Genomic DNA, 17,466 nt, shown 5'->3' on the forward strand with positions numbered 1-17,466 from the left:
CTTGTACAGAATCGAGCATTCTTCGAGGAAGGCTCCCCTTCGACGTGCGAGACCCGTGGCTCCTCGGTTAAGTGGTGTGCTGCATGTTGTGGAGGAGATGGTTGATGCCGTCGTAGAGGAGGGTTTCTGGGCTGATGTGGTGCGTCGCGTGGAGTCGCGCGTAGGTAGGGGCTTGGTCAGGGTCGATGGCGACGTGCTTCTCGTCAGATGCCATGGGGGCGGTCAGGGAGGCGCCGATCACCAGGTTGGACAGCCGGTAGGCAGTTCCGAGCGGATCCGGGGTACCCGTTTGTTCGAGAAGGACGCACATGCGCTCGGAGAGGGCCAGGTATGCGGGGCCCCGGGGCGCGCGCATGCCGATGATCTGACCGGCCCATCGGTGAGCCGTGAGGTGCGCGAAGAAGGCGTGCATTAGGGCGAGCAGGTCAGCGTTGCGGATCGACTCGGACATCACGGGATCGTCTGCAAGCGCGGTGTCGAGGGCGAGGTCGAACAGATCGTCGACGGATTCGACGCGGGAGTACAGGCTGGCTGGAGCGACACCCACCTGTTGCGCCACAGATCGCAGGGTGAGGGCCCTCAACCCGCCTTCGTCCAGTAACCCTACCGATGCCCTCGCAACCTCCCCGATGTCCACTGCGCGGAGACGTTGCACAGGTTTGCGGTGTTCCCAGTAGCTCACCCCACCAGCCTAACCAAACACGCTTCAGTTAGCTATCCATTCTATGTTAGGTTTAGCGCATGCTGGATGCCACCACCCTCCCGATCACCTTTGAGAACACTCGCCTACGCCCCCTCTCTGAGCTGGACGCAGACGCGTATGCATCCGGAACCAAGGACGAAGCTGTGCGGCGCTTCGGCCACCTGCCTGAGCCCGACTACACTCCCGACTCCGTGCGACGGATGATCCGTGAAGAGGCCGCTGTGGGTCTGTCGACCGGCACGCTGGCAGTCCTCGCACTTGCCGACGTCGAGACGGACCGGTTTGTGGGGTCCATGGTGCTCTTCGACGTCAGCTCCGAGGCTGCCGAGGTCGGGTTCTGGATTCATCCGGATGCGCGGGGAGCAGGGCACGCTCGTCGGGGCCTGGAGTTGGCATCGCGCTTCGCACGCAACAGTGGACTTCGAACCTTGACAGCACGCACGCTCCTGGAGAACAAGGCCTCCCAGCGGTGCTTGACGAACGCAGGGTTTCATGAGGTCGAGCGAGCCGTCGGGATCACGCCCGCAGGGCAGTGCGAGGAACTATTCCATTACCGGCGCGACCTCAAGCCCACCGCCCAGTGGCCGTTGGCGACGGAGCGGCTTCGGCTCCGTCACTATAACGCCGACGATGCCGAATGGCTTCACGAGCTGTACTCGCGACCCGACGTTGCCCGCTACCTGTTGGACGAGCCATGGACCGAGGAAGTCACCCGCGAAAAGCTCGCCGAGCGGCTAGCGAAGACTGACATCGATGGCGAGACTGGTGCGCTTGCGCTGGTCATCGAGCATGACGGCGTCCCGATCGGAGACGTCGCGTTGTGGCTCACCGATCACGAGCACCGTCAAGGCGAGATCGGGTGGGCTCTCGACCCGGCACACGGTGGGAGAGGTTTCGCCAGCGAGGCTGTCAGAGCAGTACTCGCCCTCGGGTTCGACCACTACCGACTCCACCGCCTCATCGCGCAGATGGATGCCCGCAACAGTGCCTCCGCAGCACTCGCTCGCCGCGTCGGGCTCCGGCTGGAAGCGCATCACGTCCAGGACTGGTTCAGCAAGGGCGAATGGACCGACACCCTCATCTTCGCGCGACTTTCCTCCGAGCACATGCGCCAATGATCGAGAGCCTAGCTGTACCCGGCCATCAGGTTGGTTGCAGACGGCTGATCGGCGGCCGCCCTCCGAGTGCGCTGTAGCGACCTTCAGGGCATGAGAGTCAGGCCAGGTGTCGGCATCACCTCCCTGATCATCACGGTCTCTTGCTCCGGGGCCAGAGTCTCACGCCACCCAGAGATCAGTCAGTCGCCTGCCCTGAGGCCTGGCGCTGGTCAGGCAGTCGGATCAGCCCAACTCCGCCGACGACTGCTAGGGCGATAGCGGTGATGAGCATCGCGGTGGTGAACCCGGCCTGCTGCACGCTGTACCCCGTGAGGAGCGGCCCGGCGGCGAGGCCTGCCGCGTAGGCAAAGTTGTAAAGGGCGAATGAGCCGCCGATGGTGGGCGGGTTCGACCGAGAACCCTGCTCGCCGATGAGCGCGGTCGCTGGGGCGAGTAGCAGGGCGGAGGAGATCCCAAGCAGACTCATTCCGATGCAGGTCTGCCACAGCTCCCCTGCCCAGCCGAGTACGAGCAGTGATGCGGCGGCGGCAAGCACGCCGGATCCGATCAGCAGCCTTGGTGAAGCAGTGGAGATGCACCGGCCTACAAGTGGATTCGCAATGATCGCAGCAAACGACGCCAGCCCGAACAGGAGGCCGATCGTGAGTGCTCCGCCGCCGAGATGGACAGGGAGCACCGGCTCAATACCTGAGAGCACCCCGGCCCCAACGACGATCGCGAGCACGATCGACAGGGAACCGGGCACTCGAAGCACCGCGATAGGGCCAGCGGTGTCGTCGCCGACTCGTGGTGAGTCCTTGACGAGCACGATGCGCAGCGCTCCGTCGGCAAGGGCGACGCCTGCCGCAAGGAGGAACGGGGAAGCCGCGCCGAGGCGCTCGACCATGAACCCAGCCAGCGGGGGTCCGATCAGCACGCCGAGCGTGATGGTGGACATCGCGATTCCCATCGCCTGCCCCCGTTTCTCGAAAGGCGTTGTCGCGGCGATCAGGGAGAGCGCGGCAACCCAGGACGTCCCGCCAGCGATACCTTGCGCGAAGCGGGCGACGAGGAGCAGCCAGTACGGCCCGCCCGTGGCGAACAGGAGTGTTGCCGAAGCGAGGCCGACCAGGCCGATCAGGAGCGGGGCCTTCGGGCCGTATCGGTCGACCATGCGACCGGCGAAGAACGTCGCGATGATCATTGCTATCGCGTACGACGCGAACAGGAAGCCGGTTGCTGCTGGGCCTTGCTCAACCACGGCGGGGAGCATAGGGAGCACAGGTACGGCCAGCCCGTGAACCAGCATGTCGGTGAACAAAGCGGCAGCGCCAACGATAAGAGCGCGGTTCGGGGTCGTGCGCCCGGTCCTGGGTGCGGGATTGTGATTGTGATTGTGTGTCGCCATGATGAGACGACTCCTTTCTAGAGGTTCGCCACCCCCTTGGCCAGCGCCATGAAGCTGGCGCTCAACTCGTCGGGGCGCGGAAGATCGTGTGGTCGGGTCACCGCAGTCACGGTGAGGCCTTGCAGGAACACCAGCGCGAGGTTCGCAACCGTCTGGGGTGCGGCATCGTCGGTGTTGTGGAGGCTGGCTGCGATGTGGTCTCGCCAGGTGTCGAGTGCGGCGTTCTTCTCGGTCGTGTCGCCAAGCGCCTGCGGCGCAACAAGCACTGTGCAAGCAGCGAGCGCGCGGAACCGTTCGTCTTCGCGCAGAAGCTTCACGAATTCGGTCAGGAGCGCAGTAGGTTCGGTGCCTTTGTCCTCGAATAGGCGATTGCCGTACTCGGCCCAACCCCATGAGAGCGCTTCATCCAGCAGTGCACCCTTGGAGCGAAAGTGATGGTGCAGCGCCCCACGGGTGACACCGGCGCGTGCAGCGACATGCTCAAACGTCGCCCCCCTCCACCCCTTCTCTTCGAAGGCCATCAGTGCTGCCTCTAAGAGTGTCAGACGCGTGCGTTCCGCGTCTTCAGCAGTCCGTTTCATACATACAGGTTAGCATGTATGCATCAGCCGGAAGTGGCCGCAACAGCGAAACAGTCCCGCCCGAACTCACCCCAATAGCAAAACAGCCCCGCCGATCGGCGAGGCTGTTTGGATTCCATTTGTGGAGCTAAGGGGATTCGAACCCCTGACCTCTTCCATGCCATGGAAGCGCGCTACCAACTGCGCCATAGCCCCGAGATCGCACTTGCGACTCGCAGAACATTAGCGCACTCATCCGGGAAAGGGAAATCGCTGGCGGTGAGGGGCTTCGTCGCGAAACGTGTGCCTCCCCGCAGGCAGGTGCAACCTGTGCGGCAACTGAGCGGATCATGTGTCACCTGCCTCCCGACGACGCCTCATCGCGCGGAAGCAGATGACACTTGTTCCGGGACTGAGCCGCACAGGTTGCCCGTGCCTGGGGAGGGGACGGGGCTCTAGGCTGGTGATATGTCGTCGCCTGGTCACCTTCTGCTTCACGTGGACGATCTCACCGTGGAGGTGGCGCGTCGCAGCGTCAAGCGTGCGCGCCTGGTGGTTCAGCCCGACGGCAGCGTCAGGCTGAGCGCTCCGCAGCGCATGTCCGAGCGCCAGCTCAGAGCATTCGTCCTTGACAACCGGGAGTGGCTGGTGCGCACGATGCAACGCCAACGCAACCGGCAGATGCCCGTCGACGACCTCACCGACGGCGGCTCCATGACGCTGTGGGGGAGCAGTATCGCGGTTGAGCGACTCGCAGGCCGCACCCGAGCGACGCTCCAAGACGATCGCGTGCGCATCACCGCACCCGACGACACCGCGGCCGAGCGCGCCGCCCACACGCTGCGTCAGCGCTTGCTGGCAGAAGCCGTCGAGCGGCTTGTCCCGCCGCTGCAAGATCGCATCGGGCAGACCCCGTCGGCTTTCAGGTATCGAGCTATGACCTCGCGGTGGGGAAGCTGCAATGTGCAAACCCGAGTCATCACCTTAAACACCTGGCTCGTGCAACGCCCCGAAGCGGAGCTCGAGTACGTGCTCGCACACGAGCTGGCACACCTCGTCGAGGCGGGGCATGGGCCGCGCTTCTACGCCGTGCTCGATCGCGCGCTACCAGACTGGAAACAACGCCGCGCAGACCTGCGCAACCACATTCCGCCGCGCCGCTAGGGTGAGTGCCATGTTGACGCGCGAGCAATGGCAATCACGGGCAGCTGAGCACCGTGACGCGGCACAGCGCGAACTTGCCGACGTCGTGTGGCGCCGAGACCGCGGCATGAAAGAACCCGTCGACGACTTCCTCTTCCACTACTACAACCTCCGCCCGTCGCACCTTATGCAGTGGCACCCCGGGGTGGGCGTCAAGCTCGAAGACGACGGATCGTGGCAGCCACCGCACTACCGCGTGCAGGACGGCATCGCGCAGTTCGACGCGGACGCGTTCCTGGCCAAACGTCGAGGTACGGTCGACACAGCCCGACGCCTGCTCACCGCCGCGGCCTCGATGCAACCGAAGTTCGGGTGCTTCGGCATGCACGAGTGGGCCATGGTCCACGGCCTCGAACAACACGAAACCAGGCACCCGTACCTTCCGCTGCGCTACGGCGTCGACGAACGGGCGAAGATCTTGAACGAAGTGGGCTGCCGTTGCTCCCATTTCGACGCGTTCCGGTTTTTCACCCCGCAGGCGAAGCCGCTCAACCTGGTGACCCCGACGCGGGAGCTGCAAACTGAGTTTGACCAGCCAGGCTGCCTGCACGTGAACATGGACCTCTACCGATGGGCGGGCAAGCTCTGGCCGGCGGTGTCGTCGTCGCTGCTGTTCGCGACCTTCACGCTTGCGCGCGAGATTCGCGTCGTCGATATGCGAGCCTCCGCCTACGACCTCACCGAGTGGGGGCACGAACCTATTCGCGTGGAGACCTCCGAAGGACGCCATGAGTACGCCCAGCTGCAACGCGGGTTCGCCGAGCGCGCGGAGCCACTTCGCAACGATCTGATCACGGTGATCGATCAACTCGGCGTGGCGACGTAGAAAATCACCATCCATCTGCAATTCTAGGCCCGCCGCAGCCACGTGGCGTCTTCCCCCTAGGCCAGTCGGAGGGTCTCATGCGTAACCGACATGCGTTGTTTGGTGCAATCGTCGCGTTCACGACGGTGCTCCCCTTGGCAGCCTGTGCGCCGGCCCCTTCCGCGATCCCCGCACATCGCGACGTGCGCGCCGTGTCGTCGACGGCAGTGCCATCGCCTGAGAGCATTCCCAGCGCGACGGTGACCCCCGCCCAGGCGACGCCATCGCCGAGCCCGACGCCGACACCCACGCCAACCCCGAGCGAAGCGCTGCCGTCGCCTTCCGTGACGCCCACCCCGACGCCCACCGCGCAGCCTGCGCTGTACAGCGCAGGGCATGAGGGCGAGGAGATCCGCGAGCTGCAGCATCGTCTCCTCCAGCTCCATTGGTTCGAAGGCAAGATCACAGGGCTCTACGGCCCGACGACGCAGGCAGCAGTCGAAGGATTCCAGGCCAAGCGGCAGCTTCCCGTGACGGGTGCCGTCGATGCTACGACGTGGAAGCGGCTCGTCGAGATGACGAAGACGCCCACACACGACGAGAAGTACAACGTGGTGAAGCCCGGCCCGGCGCTGATGAAGTCCGGTGACAAGGGCGACGAGGTCCGGGCGCTGCAGTCCCGCCTCAGGCAGATCGGTTGGTACGGGCCCACCGTCGACGGTGTGTACGGCCCCGCAACTGTCGAGGGCGTTCGCGGGTTCCAGGAAAAGCGCGACATTCCTGTCACCGGCGAGGTCGACCAGCGCACGCTCGACCGCCTGCGCGCCATGACGCACGATCCCACCCGTGACGAGCTCGCGAACAAGATTCCGAAGAAGACGGAAGCCACCACAGGGGGCATGAAGCTCGACCCTCGTTGCCTGAGCGGGCGGGCGGTCTGCATCTCGAAGCAAGCACGCCAGCTCGCGTGGGTGGTTGACGGCAAGGTCCGCCTCACGATGGACGTCCGCTTCGGATCCAAACGCACCCCCACGCGGGAAGGTGCGTTCCGGGTGGAGTTCAAGTCGCGTCACCACGTCTCCAAGCTGTATAACTCGAAGATGCCCTACGCCATGTTCTTCAGCGGCGGCCAGGCCGTGCACTATTCGAGCGATTTCCGGGCCCGCGGCTACAACGGTGCCTCACACGGTTGCGTGAATGTGCGAGACGAGAACGCCGTCGCCACGCTCTTCGAAATGGCCAAAGTGGGCGACAAGGTGATTGTCTACTGACGTAGCAACAACTTCGGAAGGTGCACCACGTTGATCGGTTTCGCGATCCTCCTTCAGATTCTGGGGTCATTCCTGTTTGCCGGGGGAGCGGCACTCCAGAGCCTTGGCGTTCGTTCTACGTTCGACGACGACACCCCCGCGTCAGACAACCGCCTGTCCGTTGGCGGGATGCTGAAGCTCGTGCTGATCCCGAAGTGGTCACTTGGTTTGCTGTGCGTGTTGCTCGGTGCTGGCATTAATTTCGCGGCGCTCACGTTGGCGCCCATCGCTGTGGTGCAGCCCATCGGTATCGTCGCCGTCATTTGGTCGGTGTTGCTGGCAGCACGAATCCACAAGCACCGAATCTCTGGGCATTTGTGGATTGCGGTGCTCGTCACGTTCGTCGGGCTAGTGGGGTTCACCATCATCTCCACCAGGAACGCCACGGGCAATCAGGAAGCAACCCTGGTGTCGCTGTTGGTGACGTTCGGTGTGGTCGTGGCTATCTCACTCGGGATATCGGCCATCACGCCACGAGTGACGCCCTGGCTGAAAGCCATGCTCTGGTCGTCGATCGGCGCCATGCTGTACGGGATGGCGACGGGCATGCTCAAAGCCACTGCAGACATGGTGCTGACGTACCACGAGTCATGGCTCGACCTCAAAGTGCTGGTAGCCATCGTTTTGATGCTCGTCGGGTTCTTTGGGGGAGTATGGATGATCCAGCAGGGGTACGCATCCGGCCCGGCCGAGATCACCGTAGCCACGATGACGACGGTGGACCCGGTGGTCGCGGTGCTGTTCGGCCTCGTCGTGCTTGCCGAGGGCGCGCACATGGGACTGTGGGCTGGCATCGGTATGACGGTGATGGGCGCCGTCGCCATCTACGGCGTCGTGATGCTCAGCCACTACCACCCCGACGCCATTAAGGAACGCGCCGAGCGCGAGCGTCGGGACGCTGCCGAACAGCGAGCCGCAAACTAGCCAGGAATCGGCAGTGCCGTGATGGCGCGGCCGTTCGCAGTGGTGAGCACCAACGTGGCATCACCTCGCGGCATTCTGACTTCGAGCGTGCCGGTGGCGGGTGCGTCGGGCGACACCTCAACGACGGGCTCCCCGTCTGGCGCGTAACTGTCACGGCTCTCATTCGTGAAGACGAAGAAGGAGAACCGTCGACGTTCCTTGTCAGCGGTGATGGAGTACTCCAGCTGCAAACCATTGGACGTCCAACGGTGCGAGGTGATCTCAAAGATGCCCGTGCCGTTGCCGTCGTACGGGATGGCGTTCCCCGTGACGCTGGGGGACGGAAACGCAGACGCGGGCGGCTGCTCGGAGGCCTCAGGTTCGGGCTGTGCCGGTTGCACCACGAGCACGATGAGCAGTACAGCAACCGCGCCGATGATGCCCACCACCCACGGCCACACCGGTTTGCGCGGGGGTTCGAAGTCCGGCACCACTGGCGACGTTGTGGGACGCTGGCCGAACGGTTGCCGTGGGTCTCGCTCCACCCGTTCCTCAAAATGCGGGGGGCGCCAATTTGGGTCGTTGCGCGACCAGGGATCCGGCTGCCCTGGCTGTCCGCCGGGCCACTGCTGGTTACTCATGTGTTGAAGCGTAGCCGCCGGAGTTATCCACAGATTCAGTTTCCGATGCAAATTTGCCTGTGCTCGCTGCCACAGTGCAGGGCATGACGATTACTGAAACCCGCACTGTCCGCTGCCGCAGCCGTGCCGAACTCCTCGCGCTGCCGCCCGCCCAATTCGGCTTCTCACCCCAAGAATCTGTCGTTGCCATACGCATGTCCGGCAAGCATGTCCTGTTCATGGGCCGCCTCGACCTCTCCCACGTCGGGGAAGGCTGCCAGGACGCGGCGCGCAGCATCATGACGATGGCGGCGGGCAACCCTGCTTCTGATTCGCACTGGATGCTGCTCGGCTACACGGCCTCCCCAAACCTGGGCGCCGCGTTGATGACCAGCCTCGCCGACGAGCTAGACGCGGTCTCCATCATGGTGCTCACCGACGGAGCCAGCACCTGGGAAGTCGTGAACAGCACGTTGATCGATGAAGAAGCGGCGGTCGTCTCCGACGCGCTCACCGAGTACATCGCGGAATTGTGGCCGGGGGAGGTGGCTGCATCGCGCGACGAGGCCGTCGCTGCCGTGTACGTCTGGCAGCCCTCGAAAGCACTCACAACTGCCGCACGACGTCGTGTGGAAGCGCTGAGCGATTCGGAGCGCATGGAACGCCTCGAGGTGTTACTGGACGGCACTCTCACAGACGCAGAAGCTGCCGAGCTGGCGATACTGGTGGGCTACGAGGAACCATTCGGTGAAGTAGTGGCCCAAATGAACCGCGACGTGGCACCAGCGCGACGTGCAGCCCTACTGGCCGCACGCGTGCAGGCGCCTGCGCGCAACGTCGGCAGTGTGCTCTCGCTGCTGGCGCTCGCTTACTGGCTGGAAGGTGCCGGTGCGCTCGCTGCCGAGTGCCTTATCCAAATCAGCCCCGACGAGCAGCGTCACCCGTTGGCTCACACGGTGGGTGCGATGCTCAAGTTGGGCGTCCCTCCGTGGCGCTGGGACGAACGCTGATCTAATCTAGGGGCCATGCGCTTTGTTGTCTTAGGTGAAGCCCTCATCGACCTCATCCCCGACGGAAACAAGACCTCCGCGAGCAGCTCATGGGTCGCTCGTTCAGGGGGTGGGCCAATGAACACGGCCATCGGGCTCGGGCGTCTTGGCTGCGACGTGCAATTTCTCGGTCGACTGAGTGAGGATTCCTTCGGGCAACAGCTCACGCAGCACATCGAAACCAACGGGGTCGGCACCGACTACGCCATCCGCACATTTGACCCGACCACGCTGGCCGTGGTGTCACTCAGCGACGACGGGAAAGCCAGTTACGCCTTTCACACCGTCGGCACTACGAACTTCAACTGGGCGGAGCAAGATTTTCCTGAACTGGATCCCTCGGATTGGTTGCACTTCGGGTCGCTCGTCGCGGTGCTTGAGCCGTCGTTTGCGCAGGTACACCGTTTCCTATCAAAGACGCCCAATAGGAAGAGTTTCGACATCAACGTCCGCCCCAATGTGCTGAGCGACAGGGAGGAGTACGTGCGCAAGGTGCGTGCCATGGCCTCGCTCGTCGGACAATCGGGTGGCTTTGTGAAGGCATCCGACGAAGATCTCGCCTGGCTCGTCGATTTCAAAGAGGAACCTCTCGACGTCGCCCAGCGATACTGCCGCGACTACTCCGTCGAATTCGTCATCGTCACCTTGGGCAGCGACGGTGCCGTCGCTGTGGGACGCGACGGGGAACTCGCCAGGGTTCCGGGCAGGCGCGTCGAGGTGGTAGACACCGTCGGCGCGGGTGACACCTTCAACGCCGGATTCCTGCAAGCATTCAACGGCGACAACCTCGAGGAAGCAATGCGACGAGGCGTGGCCGCGTCGGCGTTGGTGTGTACGAAGGCTGGCGCTCAGCCACCGACGAGCGACGAGGTCGATGCCGTCCTCGCCTGACGGTCAGCCGACACCAACCCCGCTCTGGGCACGATATATTGGCCCAGCACCGTGCACAGGAGGATCAACGTGAGTCGCGAGCACTACGACAGGGAAGCAGCCCAGGAGAAGTGGCAGGCTTTCTGGGAGCAGAACGAGACGTTCAGGGCGAAGGACGACGGCGAGCGTGAACGCCGTTACGTGCTCGACATGTTCCCGTACCCGTCGGGTGATCTCCACATGGGCCACGCAGAGGCCTACGCGATGGGCGACGTGGTGGCGCGCTATCTGCGGCTGAAGGGCTACGACGTGCTCCATCCCATCGGCTGGGACTCGTTCGGGCTGCCAGCAGAGAACGCGGCCATCCAGAACAACGCGCATCCGGCCGAGTGGACGTACAACAACATCGAAACGCAGGTTGGCTCCTTCAAACGCTACGGACTGAGTCTCGACTGGTCCAGGCGCCTGCACACCTCCGACGAGGAGTACTACCGCTGGACCCAGTGGCTCTTCCTGCGCTTCTACGAGCGCGGCTTGGCCTACCGGAAAGACTCCTACGTCAACTGGTGTCCGAAAGACCAGACGGTGCTCGCGAACGAACAGGTGGTAGACGGGCGCTGCGAGCGCTGCAAGACCGAGGTCACCAAGCGCAAGCTCAACCAGTGGTACTTCAAGATCACCGACTACGCTGATCGTCTGCTCGACGACATGGAGCAGCTACAAGACGGCTGGCCCGAACACGTGCTGGCGATGCAGCGCAACTGGATCGGCCGCTCCGAAGGCGCCCACGTCGATTTCCATGTCGACGGTCGCGACGAGCCCATCACGGTGTTCACCACTCGTCCGGACACCCTCTACGGTGCCACCTACGTTGTGGTCGCGCCCGACTCCGAATTGGCCGCCGAGCTCGTCACCGATGAGCATAAGGCTGAGTTCGACGCCTACGTCGAGGCCGCGAAGAAGGCCACGGAAATCGAGCGGCAGTCCACCGAGCGAGAGAAGACCGGCGTCTTCCTCGGGGCCTACGCCGTGAATCCCGTCAACGGCGAACAGATTCCCATCTGGGCCGCTGACTACGTGCTGTCCGACTACGGCACGGGTGCCGTGATGGCCGTTCCTGCACACGATCAGCGAGATCTGGACTTCGCCCGCAAGTTCGAGCTGCCCGTGCGCGTCGTCCTCGACGTCGACGGCACCGACCCGGCTGAGACTGGCGTGGCCACCGTCGGCGACGGCGCCTACCGCAATTCCGAGGTACTCGATGGACTCACCGACAAGGTGTCAGGCGTTCGTCGCATGATTGACAAACTCGAAGCCGACGGCACCGGACGTGGCACTATCCAGTACCGCCTGCGCGACTGGCTCCTGTCCAGGCAGCGCTTCTGGGGATGCCCCATCCCCATCATCCACTGCCCGTCCTGTGGCGAGGTGCCCGTCCCCGACGAGCAACTGCCCGTCCAGCTGCCCGATCTGCGTGGCGAACAGCTCGCGCCCAAGGGCACGTCCCCGCTGGCTGCCGCCACCGAGTGGGTTGAGGTGGCCTGCCCGAAGTGTGGTGCCGACGCCAAGCGGGACACCGACACGATGGACACGTTCGTCGACTCCTCGTGGTACTTCTTCCGCTACTGCTCGCCGGGCTACACCGAAGGCCCGTTCAACCCCGACGACGTGAACCATTGGATGCCGGTGGCGCAATACGTCGGCGGCATCGAGCACGCCATCCTGCACCTGCTCTACATGCGCTTCTTCTCGAAGGTCCTTCACGACCTCGGCATGATCGACTTCGACGAGCCGATGCTCAAGCTGCTCAATCAGGGCCAGGTCCTCAACGAGGGCAAGGCCATGAGTAAGTCGCTCGGTAATGGCGTTGATCTCGGGGAACAGATCGACGAGTTTGGCGTCGACGCGGTCCGCATCACCATGGTGTTCGCCGGCCCGCCGGAGGACGCCATCGACTGGGCGAATCTCTCGCCGGCGAGCTCGCTGAAATTCCTGCAGCGCGCGCACCGCGTCGCGGCGGAAGTGACGAGCGCACCCGGAACCCCAGCGGATGGGGGAGACAAGCAGCTTCGGAAGGCGACGCACCAGGCCATCGCTGAAATCTCGACGCTCGTGGAGGACGGCCGGTTCAACGTGGCCGTGGCGAGAATCATGGAGCTCGTTAACGCGACGCGCAAGGCCATCGACGGCGACGCCGGCCCTGCAGACCCTGCGGTCCGCGAAGCCGCAGAGTTCACCGCGCAGGCGCTCTCCCTGGTGGCGCCCTACGTCGCTGAGGAGATGTGGGAGCTGCTCGGGCACGAACCGTCGGTGGCGAACAGCACGTGGCCGACGTCCGACCCGGAGCTGGCCGCTGAAGATCTCGTCACGATGGTGGTGCAGATTCAGGGCAAGATCCGCGCAAAGCTCGAGGTTGCTGCCGACATCGATGAGGACGCTGCCGTCGAATTGGCGATGGCGGACGCGAACGTGCAGCGCAACCTCGACGGACGCCCCGTCATCAAGGTGATCGCCAAACTGCCCAAGATGCTCAGCCTGGTGGTCGGTAAGTAGCGAGTCGAGCGACTTTTCCACAGATTTCGTTCCGCATGGGAATCTCGGGCGTGTCGCGCCCATCCTGCTTGTATGAAGAAGCAGACCACGAACCAGGCGGACGAACTCGCCCGGGCTAGGCTCGCGTACGTCAGTATCGGCCAGCGTTCCCTCACTGCTCCCAGGCGTGCCGCCGATGAGCTGGAGGCAACGTCGGAGCCAGCTGAGGAACCACCTCCCGACGCTGGGGAAGAAGCGGCGCCTGCGTCCTGGCGCGACAAGCTTGCGGTGCATCGGGCTCACGTCGTTGCCCTCGCCATACTGTTGGCGGTGGTTGCGGTCACGCTCGGGCTCACGTTCAGCAAATCCAACGCGGCGGAGGTGCCGCCCCAGCCGGCGCTCTCCACGTCGGCCGCTCCTGCCGATGAGCCGACGTCAGCTGGCCCTGAGCAGGCCGCCTCGTCGTCGGCTCCGCCGTCGCCGACCACCATCCGGGTGCACGTTGCAGGGGCGGTGGCGACTCCCGGCGTGGTGACGCTCCCCGCTGAGGCCATCGTCGTCGATGCCATTCAGGCCGCCGGCGGCTTCACCGACGAGGCCGTGCCTGGAGACTTGAACCTTGCGGCGCCAGTGGCGGCAGGGATGCAGGTGAAGGTCGGGCGTCGAGGCGAAGAGAGCCACGTCGTTGCTGCCGAGGGCACTGCTCCTGCCGGCGGCGCCGCACCGACCAGCGGCAACGGCGATGGAGCCGACGGACGCGTCAACCTGAACACGGCTACGGCGCAGCAGCTCGAGGCGCTGCCTGGAGTGGGCCCGGTGACGGCTGCGGCCATCGTCGCGTGGCGAGAAGAACACGGCGGTTTCACCGCGGTAACGGAGCTGCAGGAGATCTCGGGCATTGGCCCGAAAACCTTCAGCAAGCTCGAACCCCACATCACGGTGTGAAACTGCACGACTGGCGCCTCCTGCCCATCGCAGTGGGTGTGTGGGTGGGTGCGGTGGTGGGCACGTCGGAGCTGGCGTGGTGCATCCTCACGACTGTGGCGACGGGGAGCGTCGCCGGCCTCGTGGTGCGGCGTCGGTACCCGTGGGCTGCGCTCGGCTGTCTCGCGCTCGTGATCGTCGCCGGGCTCAGCGGAATGTTGGCCCTGCAACGCGCCGGCTCGACGTTGGCTACGCTGGCCGACCAACGCGCCATCGTCCAAGCAGAAATCCGCATCGTCTCCGAACCGAAGCCGCTGCCGGGAAGGCCGCCGTTGCCCCCGTCGGGCACGGCCTTGGTCACCGTGGTGAACGTAGAAGGCCGAGGCGTGAGCACGCGCCAAACTATGCCCGTGCAACTGCGCGGAAGCGGCGAGCAGCTCGACGATCTGCTCGCCCTCCGCGTCGGTGCAACCTATCTCGTGCAGGGTCGGCTGCGCGCTACCGATCGCGGCGACAGTGAGGTGGCAGTGCTGGCGTTACGGCAGGTTACATCCATGCGCCACCCACCGGGCGTGATTGATCGGCTCGCAGCAGGGTTGCGCGACGGGCTCCGTCGCTCGGTTGCTTCCTCGCCCGAAGACCAGCGGGCGCTGGTGCCGTCGCTGGTGGTGGGCGACACCTCGCGTATCTCGCGGGCGATGTCCGATGACTTCAAAGCGACGGGCCTCACCCACCTCTTGGCCGTGTCCGGTGCCAACTTGGCGCTCATGTTGGGTGTCATCTTGGCGCTGCTGCGAGGCATCGGGGTGCGCGGATGGCTGGTGCGTGCCGCTGCCGTTGCAGGCGTCGGCATGTTCGTCATTGTTTGTGGCCCGGAGCCGTCGGTGCAACGTGCGGCGGTGATGGGGCTGGTGAGCTTGGCCGCGACGGGCGTCGGCACCGGACGGCGCAGCATCCGTGGCATGTGCGTGGCCGTGGTGGTGCTTATGGCGCTCGACCCGTGGCTGTCTAGAGCTCCCGGATTCTGGCTGTCGCTGGCCGCATGCCTGGGCATCGTCTTGCTCGGCCCGATATTCGTGCAGTCGCTCACCCGCTGGGCGCCCCGCTGGCTCGCGGAGGCGCTCGCTATTCCGCTGGCGGCGCAGATCATGACGCAGCCCATCGTCACGTGGCTGAGCGACCAGATTTCTCTCGTGGGCGTGCTTGCCAACGTGGTGGCCGGCCCTTTCGTCGGGCCGACCACGGCACTCGGTTTCGCCGCCGCGTGCGCGTGCATACTTCCACCGCTCAGCACCATGCTGGGCTGGGCGGCCGGATGGAGTGCGCAACCCATCGTATGGATTGCAGAAGCCGGAGCGCGCCTACCGAATGCCACCATGGCTTGGCTGCCCGGCCCGGTGGGGCTGCTGATGGTGACGCTGGCTTGCGGGGCGCTGCCGGTACTCGTCCAACCTGTGCTTCGTCGCTGGTGGGCGACGATGCTCGTCACTGCACTGCTGTGCTCCGGCATGGTGTGGAAACCAGCGCAGCCGGGCTGGCCGGGCGACTGGCGGGTGGCGTTTTGTGATGTGGGGCAGGGCGACGCCACCGTCCTGCGCGCGAGCACCTCCACCGCCGTGCTCGTTGACGTCGGCCCAGAGCCAGCACCGGTGCTGGAATGCCTGGATCGCCTGGGCGTGCAGCATGTTCCAGTGGTGGTGCTCACTCACTTTCATGCCGACCACGTCCGCGCGTTTCCCGCTATCGCACGACGTTTTCAACCCTCCTTGGTGCTGACGAGCCCCATGCAGGAGCCCGCCTTCGAGGCCGAACAGGTGCGCCGCACAGCAGGCGAAGCGGAAGTGCGTGCCACCAGATCTGGTGACACATTCGCCATCGGCGATGTGCGGTGGACGACGATCTCCGCCTGGCAACCGCGTGGCGGCGGGGGCGGCGTCGGGCAAGGGGAATCGTCGGAAGAGAACGATTCGTCGGTCGTGGGCGTCGCGCATGTGCAGGGGCTCTCGGTGATGCTGGCGGGCGACGCTGAGCCGGCCGGTCAGCGCGAGGCGCTGCGGCAGGCGCGTCGGCATGGCTTATCGCTGCAGGCGCAGGTGCTGAAGTTGCCACACCACGGCTCATCGAGGCAGGAGCCCGAGTTCTTCGCAGCCACCGGGGCGGTCGTCGCAATCGCCAGCTCGGGAACCGACAACTCCTACGGGCACCCCGCAGACGCGGCGTTGCGGCTGGCTGGGCAGCACGGCATGGTGGTGGCCCGCACCGACGAGGAAGGCTCGTTGGCGCTCGGGCTGGGGGAGCGCATCCACATCCGAAGGGCCGGCAAATGAGCACAAGGCCGTCACCGCACCACGTGCCTGTCGAATTGTCAGCTGAACAGCATAGGCTTAGCTGCATGAACGCATTCGGCAGCACGATACTCATCACGGGCACAGCATCGCTGCTAGCTGAACGCGCCGTGGACGAGCGCAAACGGGCGGCACTGAGCGTCGAGCCGGGGGCTGATGTCAATCACATCACGGCCTCCGAGCTGGAAGACACCATGCTCAGCGAGGTCGTCGGAGGGTCGCTGTTCTCCAGCCACATCATCGCCATCATCGATGATGTGGGCGCCTGCCCAGCAGATGTCGTCGACCAGCTCGTGGAGGTCGCGAAGTATCCAGGGCCAGATCTCTGCCTCATCCTCGTCCACGGCGGGGGCAACAAGGGCAAGGGGCTCATCGACAAGCTCAAGAAAGCGAAGATTGAGACCATCAAGGTCGAGGCGCCGAAGCCGTGGGAGCTGTGGAAGTTCGTGGTAGCCGAGGCGCGCACGTATCGGCTCCGCATGACGCAGGAGGCTGCCGAGGCTCTGGTTGCTGCGGTTGGCTCCGATCTGCGCGCCATCGTGGCGTCGGTCGCGCAGCTGGCCGGCGACAACGACCGCGACGAAATCGACGTGCCCCTCATTCGACGCTACTTCGCCGGGCGCGCTGAAGTATCGAGCTTTTCTGTAGCCGACGCAGTGCTCGCCGGCAACGCCACCCTAGCGCTTGAGCGCCTCAGATGGGCGGTCGACACGGGCACCGCGGCCGTGCTCATCACGTCGGCGATGGCGAGCAATTTCCGATCGATGGGGAAGTACCTCGACGCCCAAAACCGCCGCATGAATGATGGCGAGCTCGCCCGGCACCTCGGGGTGCCGTTCTTCAAAATCAAGGATCTGCGCAACTATGCCCGCCGATGGAACTCCGACGGAGTCAGCTCGGCCATCGAGCGCATCGCCCAGGCGGACGCAGACGTGAAAGGTGCGGCGACAGACCCCGACTACGCCTTGGAATCGATGGCGCTCGACGTGCTGCGGTGCCAGTACCGCGGGCGCTGAACAGCGTCGCGTCGCTACACGCAAAGATAGATCAAGTTCGTGGCTCGTCTACCCGCCACGAACTTGATCTATCTCTGTCTCTTATACACATCTGACGCTGCCGACGACTCCTTACGTGTAG

The 17,466-nt window shown here is 64.7% G+C and carries 15 protein-coding genes and 1 tRNA gene; 11 read left to right on the forward strand and 5 right to left on the reverse strand.

The window, feature by feature from the left end; genetic code table 11:
* Positions 1–67: 67 nt before the first annotated feature.
* Complete coding sequence (locus Q0X68_RS08700; protein ID WP_366128068.1) at positions 68–559, reverse strand: TetR/AcrR family transcriptional regulator C-terminal domain-containing protein; 492 nt, start codon at positions 557–559, stop codon at positions 68–70.
* 182 nt (positions 560–741) lie between these two features.
* Here Q0X68_RS08700 and Q0X68_RS08705 point away from each other — a divergent pair, with 182 nt between their 5' ends.
* Complete coding sequence (locus tag Q0X68_RS08705) at positions 742–1,821, forward strand: GNAT family N-acetyltransferase (protein ID WP_297750366.1); 1,080 nt, start codon at positions 742–744, stop codon at positions 1,819–1,821.
* A gap of 175 nt (positions 1,822–1,996) precedes the next feature.
* Here Q0X68_RS08705 and Q0X68_RS08710 read toward each other — a convergent pair whose 3' ends face one another.
* From Q0X68_RS08710 to Q0X68_RS08720, 3 genes are all read right to left on the reverse strand, one after another.
* Positions 1,997–3,208, reverse strand: a complete 1,212-nt coding sequence (locus tag Q0X68_RS08710; RefSeq protein WP_297750369.1) for an MFS transporter — start codon at positions 3,206–3,208, stop codon at positions 1,997–1,999.
* 17 nt (positions 3,209–3,225) lie between these two features.
* Entirely contained in the window at positions 3,226–3,789 is a 564-nt protein-coding gene (locus Q0X68_RS08715) for a TetR/AcrR family transcriptional regulator (RefSeq protein ID WP_297750373.1), read from the reverse strand.
* A gap of 122 nt (positions 3,790–3,911) precedes the next feature.
* Positions 3,912–3,984, reverse strand: a tRNA-Ala gene (locus tag Q0X68_RS08720).
* A 252-nt stretch (positions 3,985–4,236) separates the two neighbouring features.
* Here Q0X68_RS08720 and Q0X68_RS08725 point away from each other — a divergent pair.
* The 4 genes from Q0X68_RS08725 to Q0X68_RS08740 all read left to right on the forward strand — a co-directional run bounded on the left by Q0X68_RS08725 (position 4,237) and on the right by Q0X68_RS08740 (position 8,010).
* On the forward strand, positions 4,237–4,932 hold the full coding sequence (locus Q0X68_RS08725; protein ID WP_297750376.1) for a M48 family metallopeptidase: 696 nt from the start codon (positions 4,237–4,239) through the stop codon (positions 4,930–4,932).
* Between the two features lie 10 nt (positions 4,933–4,942).
* Positions 4,943–5,797, forward strand: a complete 855-nt coding sequence (locus tag Q0X68_RS08730) for a 3-methyladenine DNA glycosylase (RefSeq protein WP_297750379.1) — start codon at positions 4,943–4,945, stop codon at positions 5,795–5,797.
* 77 nt (positions 5,798–5,874) lie between these two features.
* Positions 5,875–7,047 (forward strand): peptidoglycan-binding protein, encoded by a 1,173-nt coding sequence (locus Q0X68_RS08735; RefSeq protein ID WP_297750382.1) that lies wholly within the window; start codon positions 5,875–5,877, stop codon positions 7,045–7,047.
* A 30-nt stretch (positions 7,048–7,077) separates the two neighbouring features.
* Entirely contained in the window at positions 7,078–8,010 is a 933-nt protein-coding gene (locus Q0X68_RS08740; RefSeq protein WP_297750385.1) for a DMT family transporter, read from the forward strand.
* Here Q0X68_RS08740 and Q0X68_RS08745 read toward each other — a convergent pair.
* Positions 8,007–8,630 carry a hypothetical protein gene (locus Q0X68_RS08745; protein ID WP_297750388.1) on the reverse strand — a complete coding sequence of 208 codons (624 nt, stop codon included), beginning with the start codon at positions 8,628–8,630 and terminating at the stop codon, positions 8,007–8,009. The two genes, Q0X68_RS08740 and Q0X68_RS08745, sit on opposite strands and share 4 nt — an antisense overlap.
* A gap of 83 nt (positions 8,631–8,713) precedes the next feature.
* Between Q0X68_RS08745 and Q0X68_RS08750 the strand changes: the two genes are divergently transcribed.
* The 6 genes from Q0X68_RS08750 (at position 8,714) to holA (ending at position 17,345) form a co-directional block, all read left to right on the forward strand.
* Complete coding sequence (locus Q0X68_RS08750) at positions 8,714–9,619, forward strand: DUF4192 family protein (RefSeq protein WP_297750391.1); 906 nt, start codon at positions 8,714–8,716, stop codon at positions 9,617–9,619.
* Between the two features lie 15 nt (positions 9,620–9,634).
* On the forward strand, positions 9,635–10,549 hold the full coding sequence (locus Q0X68_RS08755) for a carbohydrate kinase (RefSeq protein ID WP_297750394.1): 915 nt from the start codon (positions 9,635–9,637) through the stop codon (positions 10,547–10,549).
* 69 nt (positions 10,550–10,618) lie between these two features.
* Entirely contained in the window at positions 10,619–13,081 is a 2,463-nt protein-coding gene (gene leuS, locus Q0X68_RS08760) for a leucine--tRNA ligase (RefSeq protein WP_297750397.1), read from the forward strand.
* Positions 13,082–13,153: 72 nt separating this feature from the next.
* Positions 13,154–14,005, forward strand: coding sequence for a helix-hairpin-helix domain-containing protein (locus Q0X68_RS08765; RefSeq protein ID WP_297750400.1), 852 nt, complete (start codon positions 13,154–13,156; stop codon positions 14,003–14,005).
* Positions 14,002–16,311, forward strand: a complete 2,310-nt coding sequence (locus Q0X68_RS08770) for a ComEC/Rec2 family competence protein (protein WP_297750403.1) — start codon at positions 14,002–14,004, stop codon at positions 16,309–16,311. Before Q0X68_RS08765 ends, Q0X68_RS08770 begins: the two co-directional genes overlap by 4 nt.
* Before the next feature lie 65 nt (positions 16,312–16,376).
* Positions 16,377–17,345 (forward strand): DNA polymerase III subunit delta, encoded by a 969-nt coding sequence (gene holA / locus Q0X68_RS08775; protein ID WP_297750406.1) that lies wholly within the window; start codon positions 16,377–16,379, stop codon positions 17,343–17,345.
* Positions 17,346–17,466 lie beyond the last annotated feature (121 nt).

Source organism: uncultured Tessaracoccus sp. (assembly GCF_947286155.1).
Lineage (GTDB): Bacteria > Actinomycetota > Actinomycetes > Propionibacteriales > Propionibacteriaceae > Arachnia.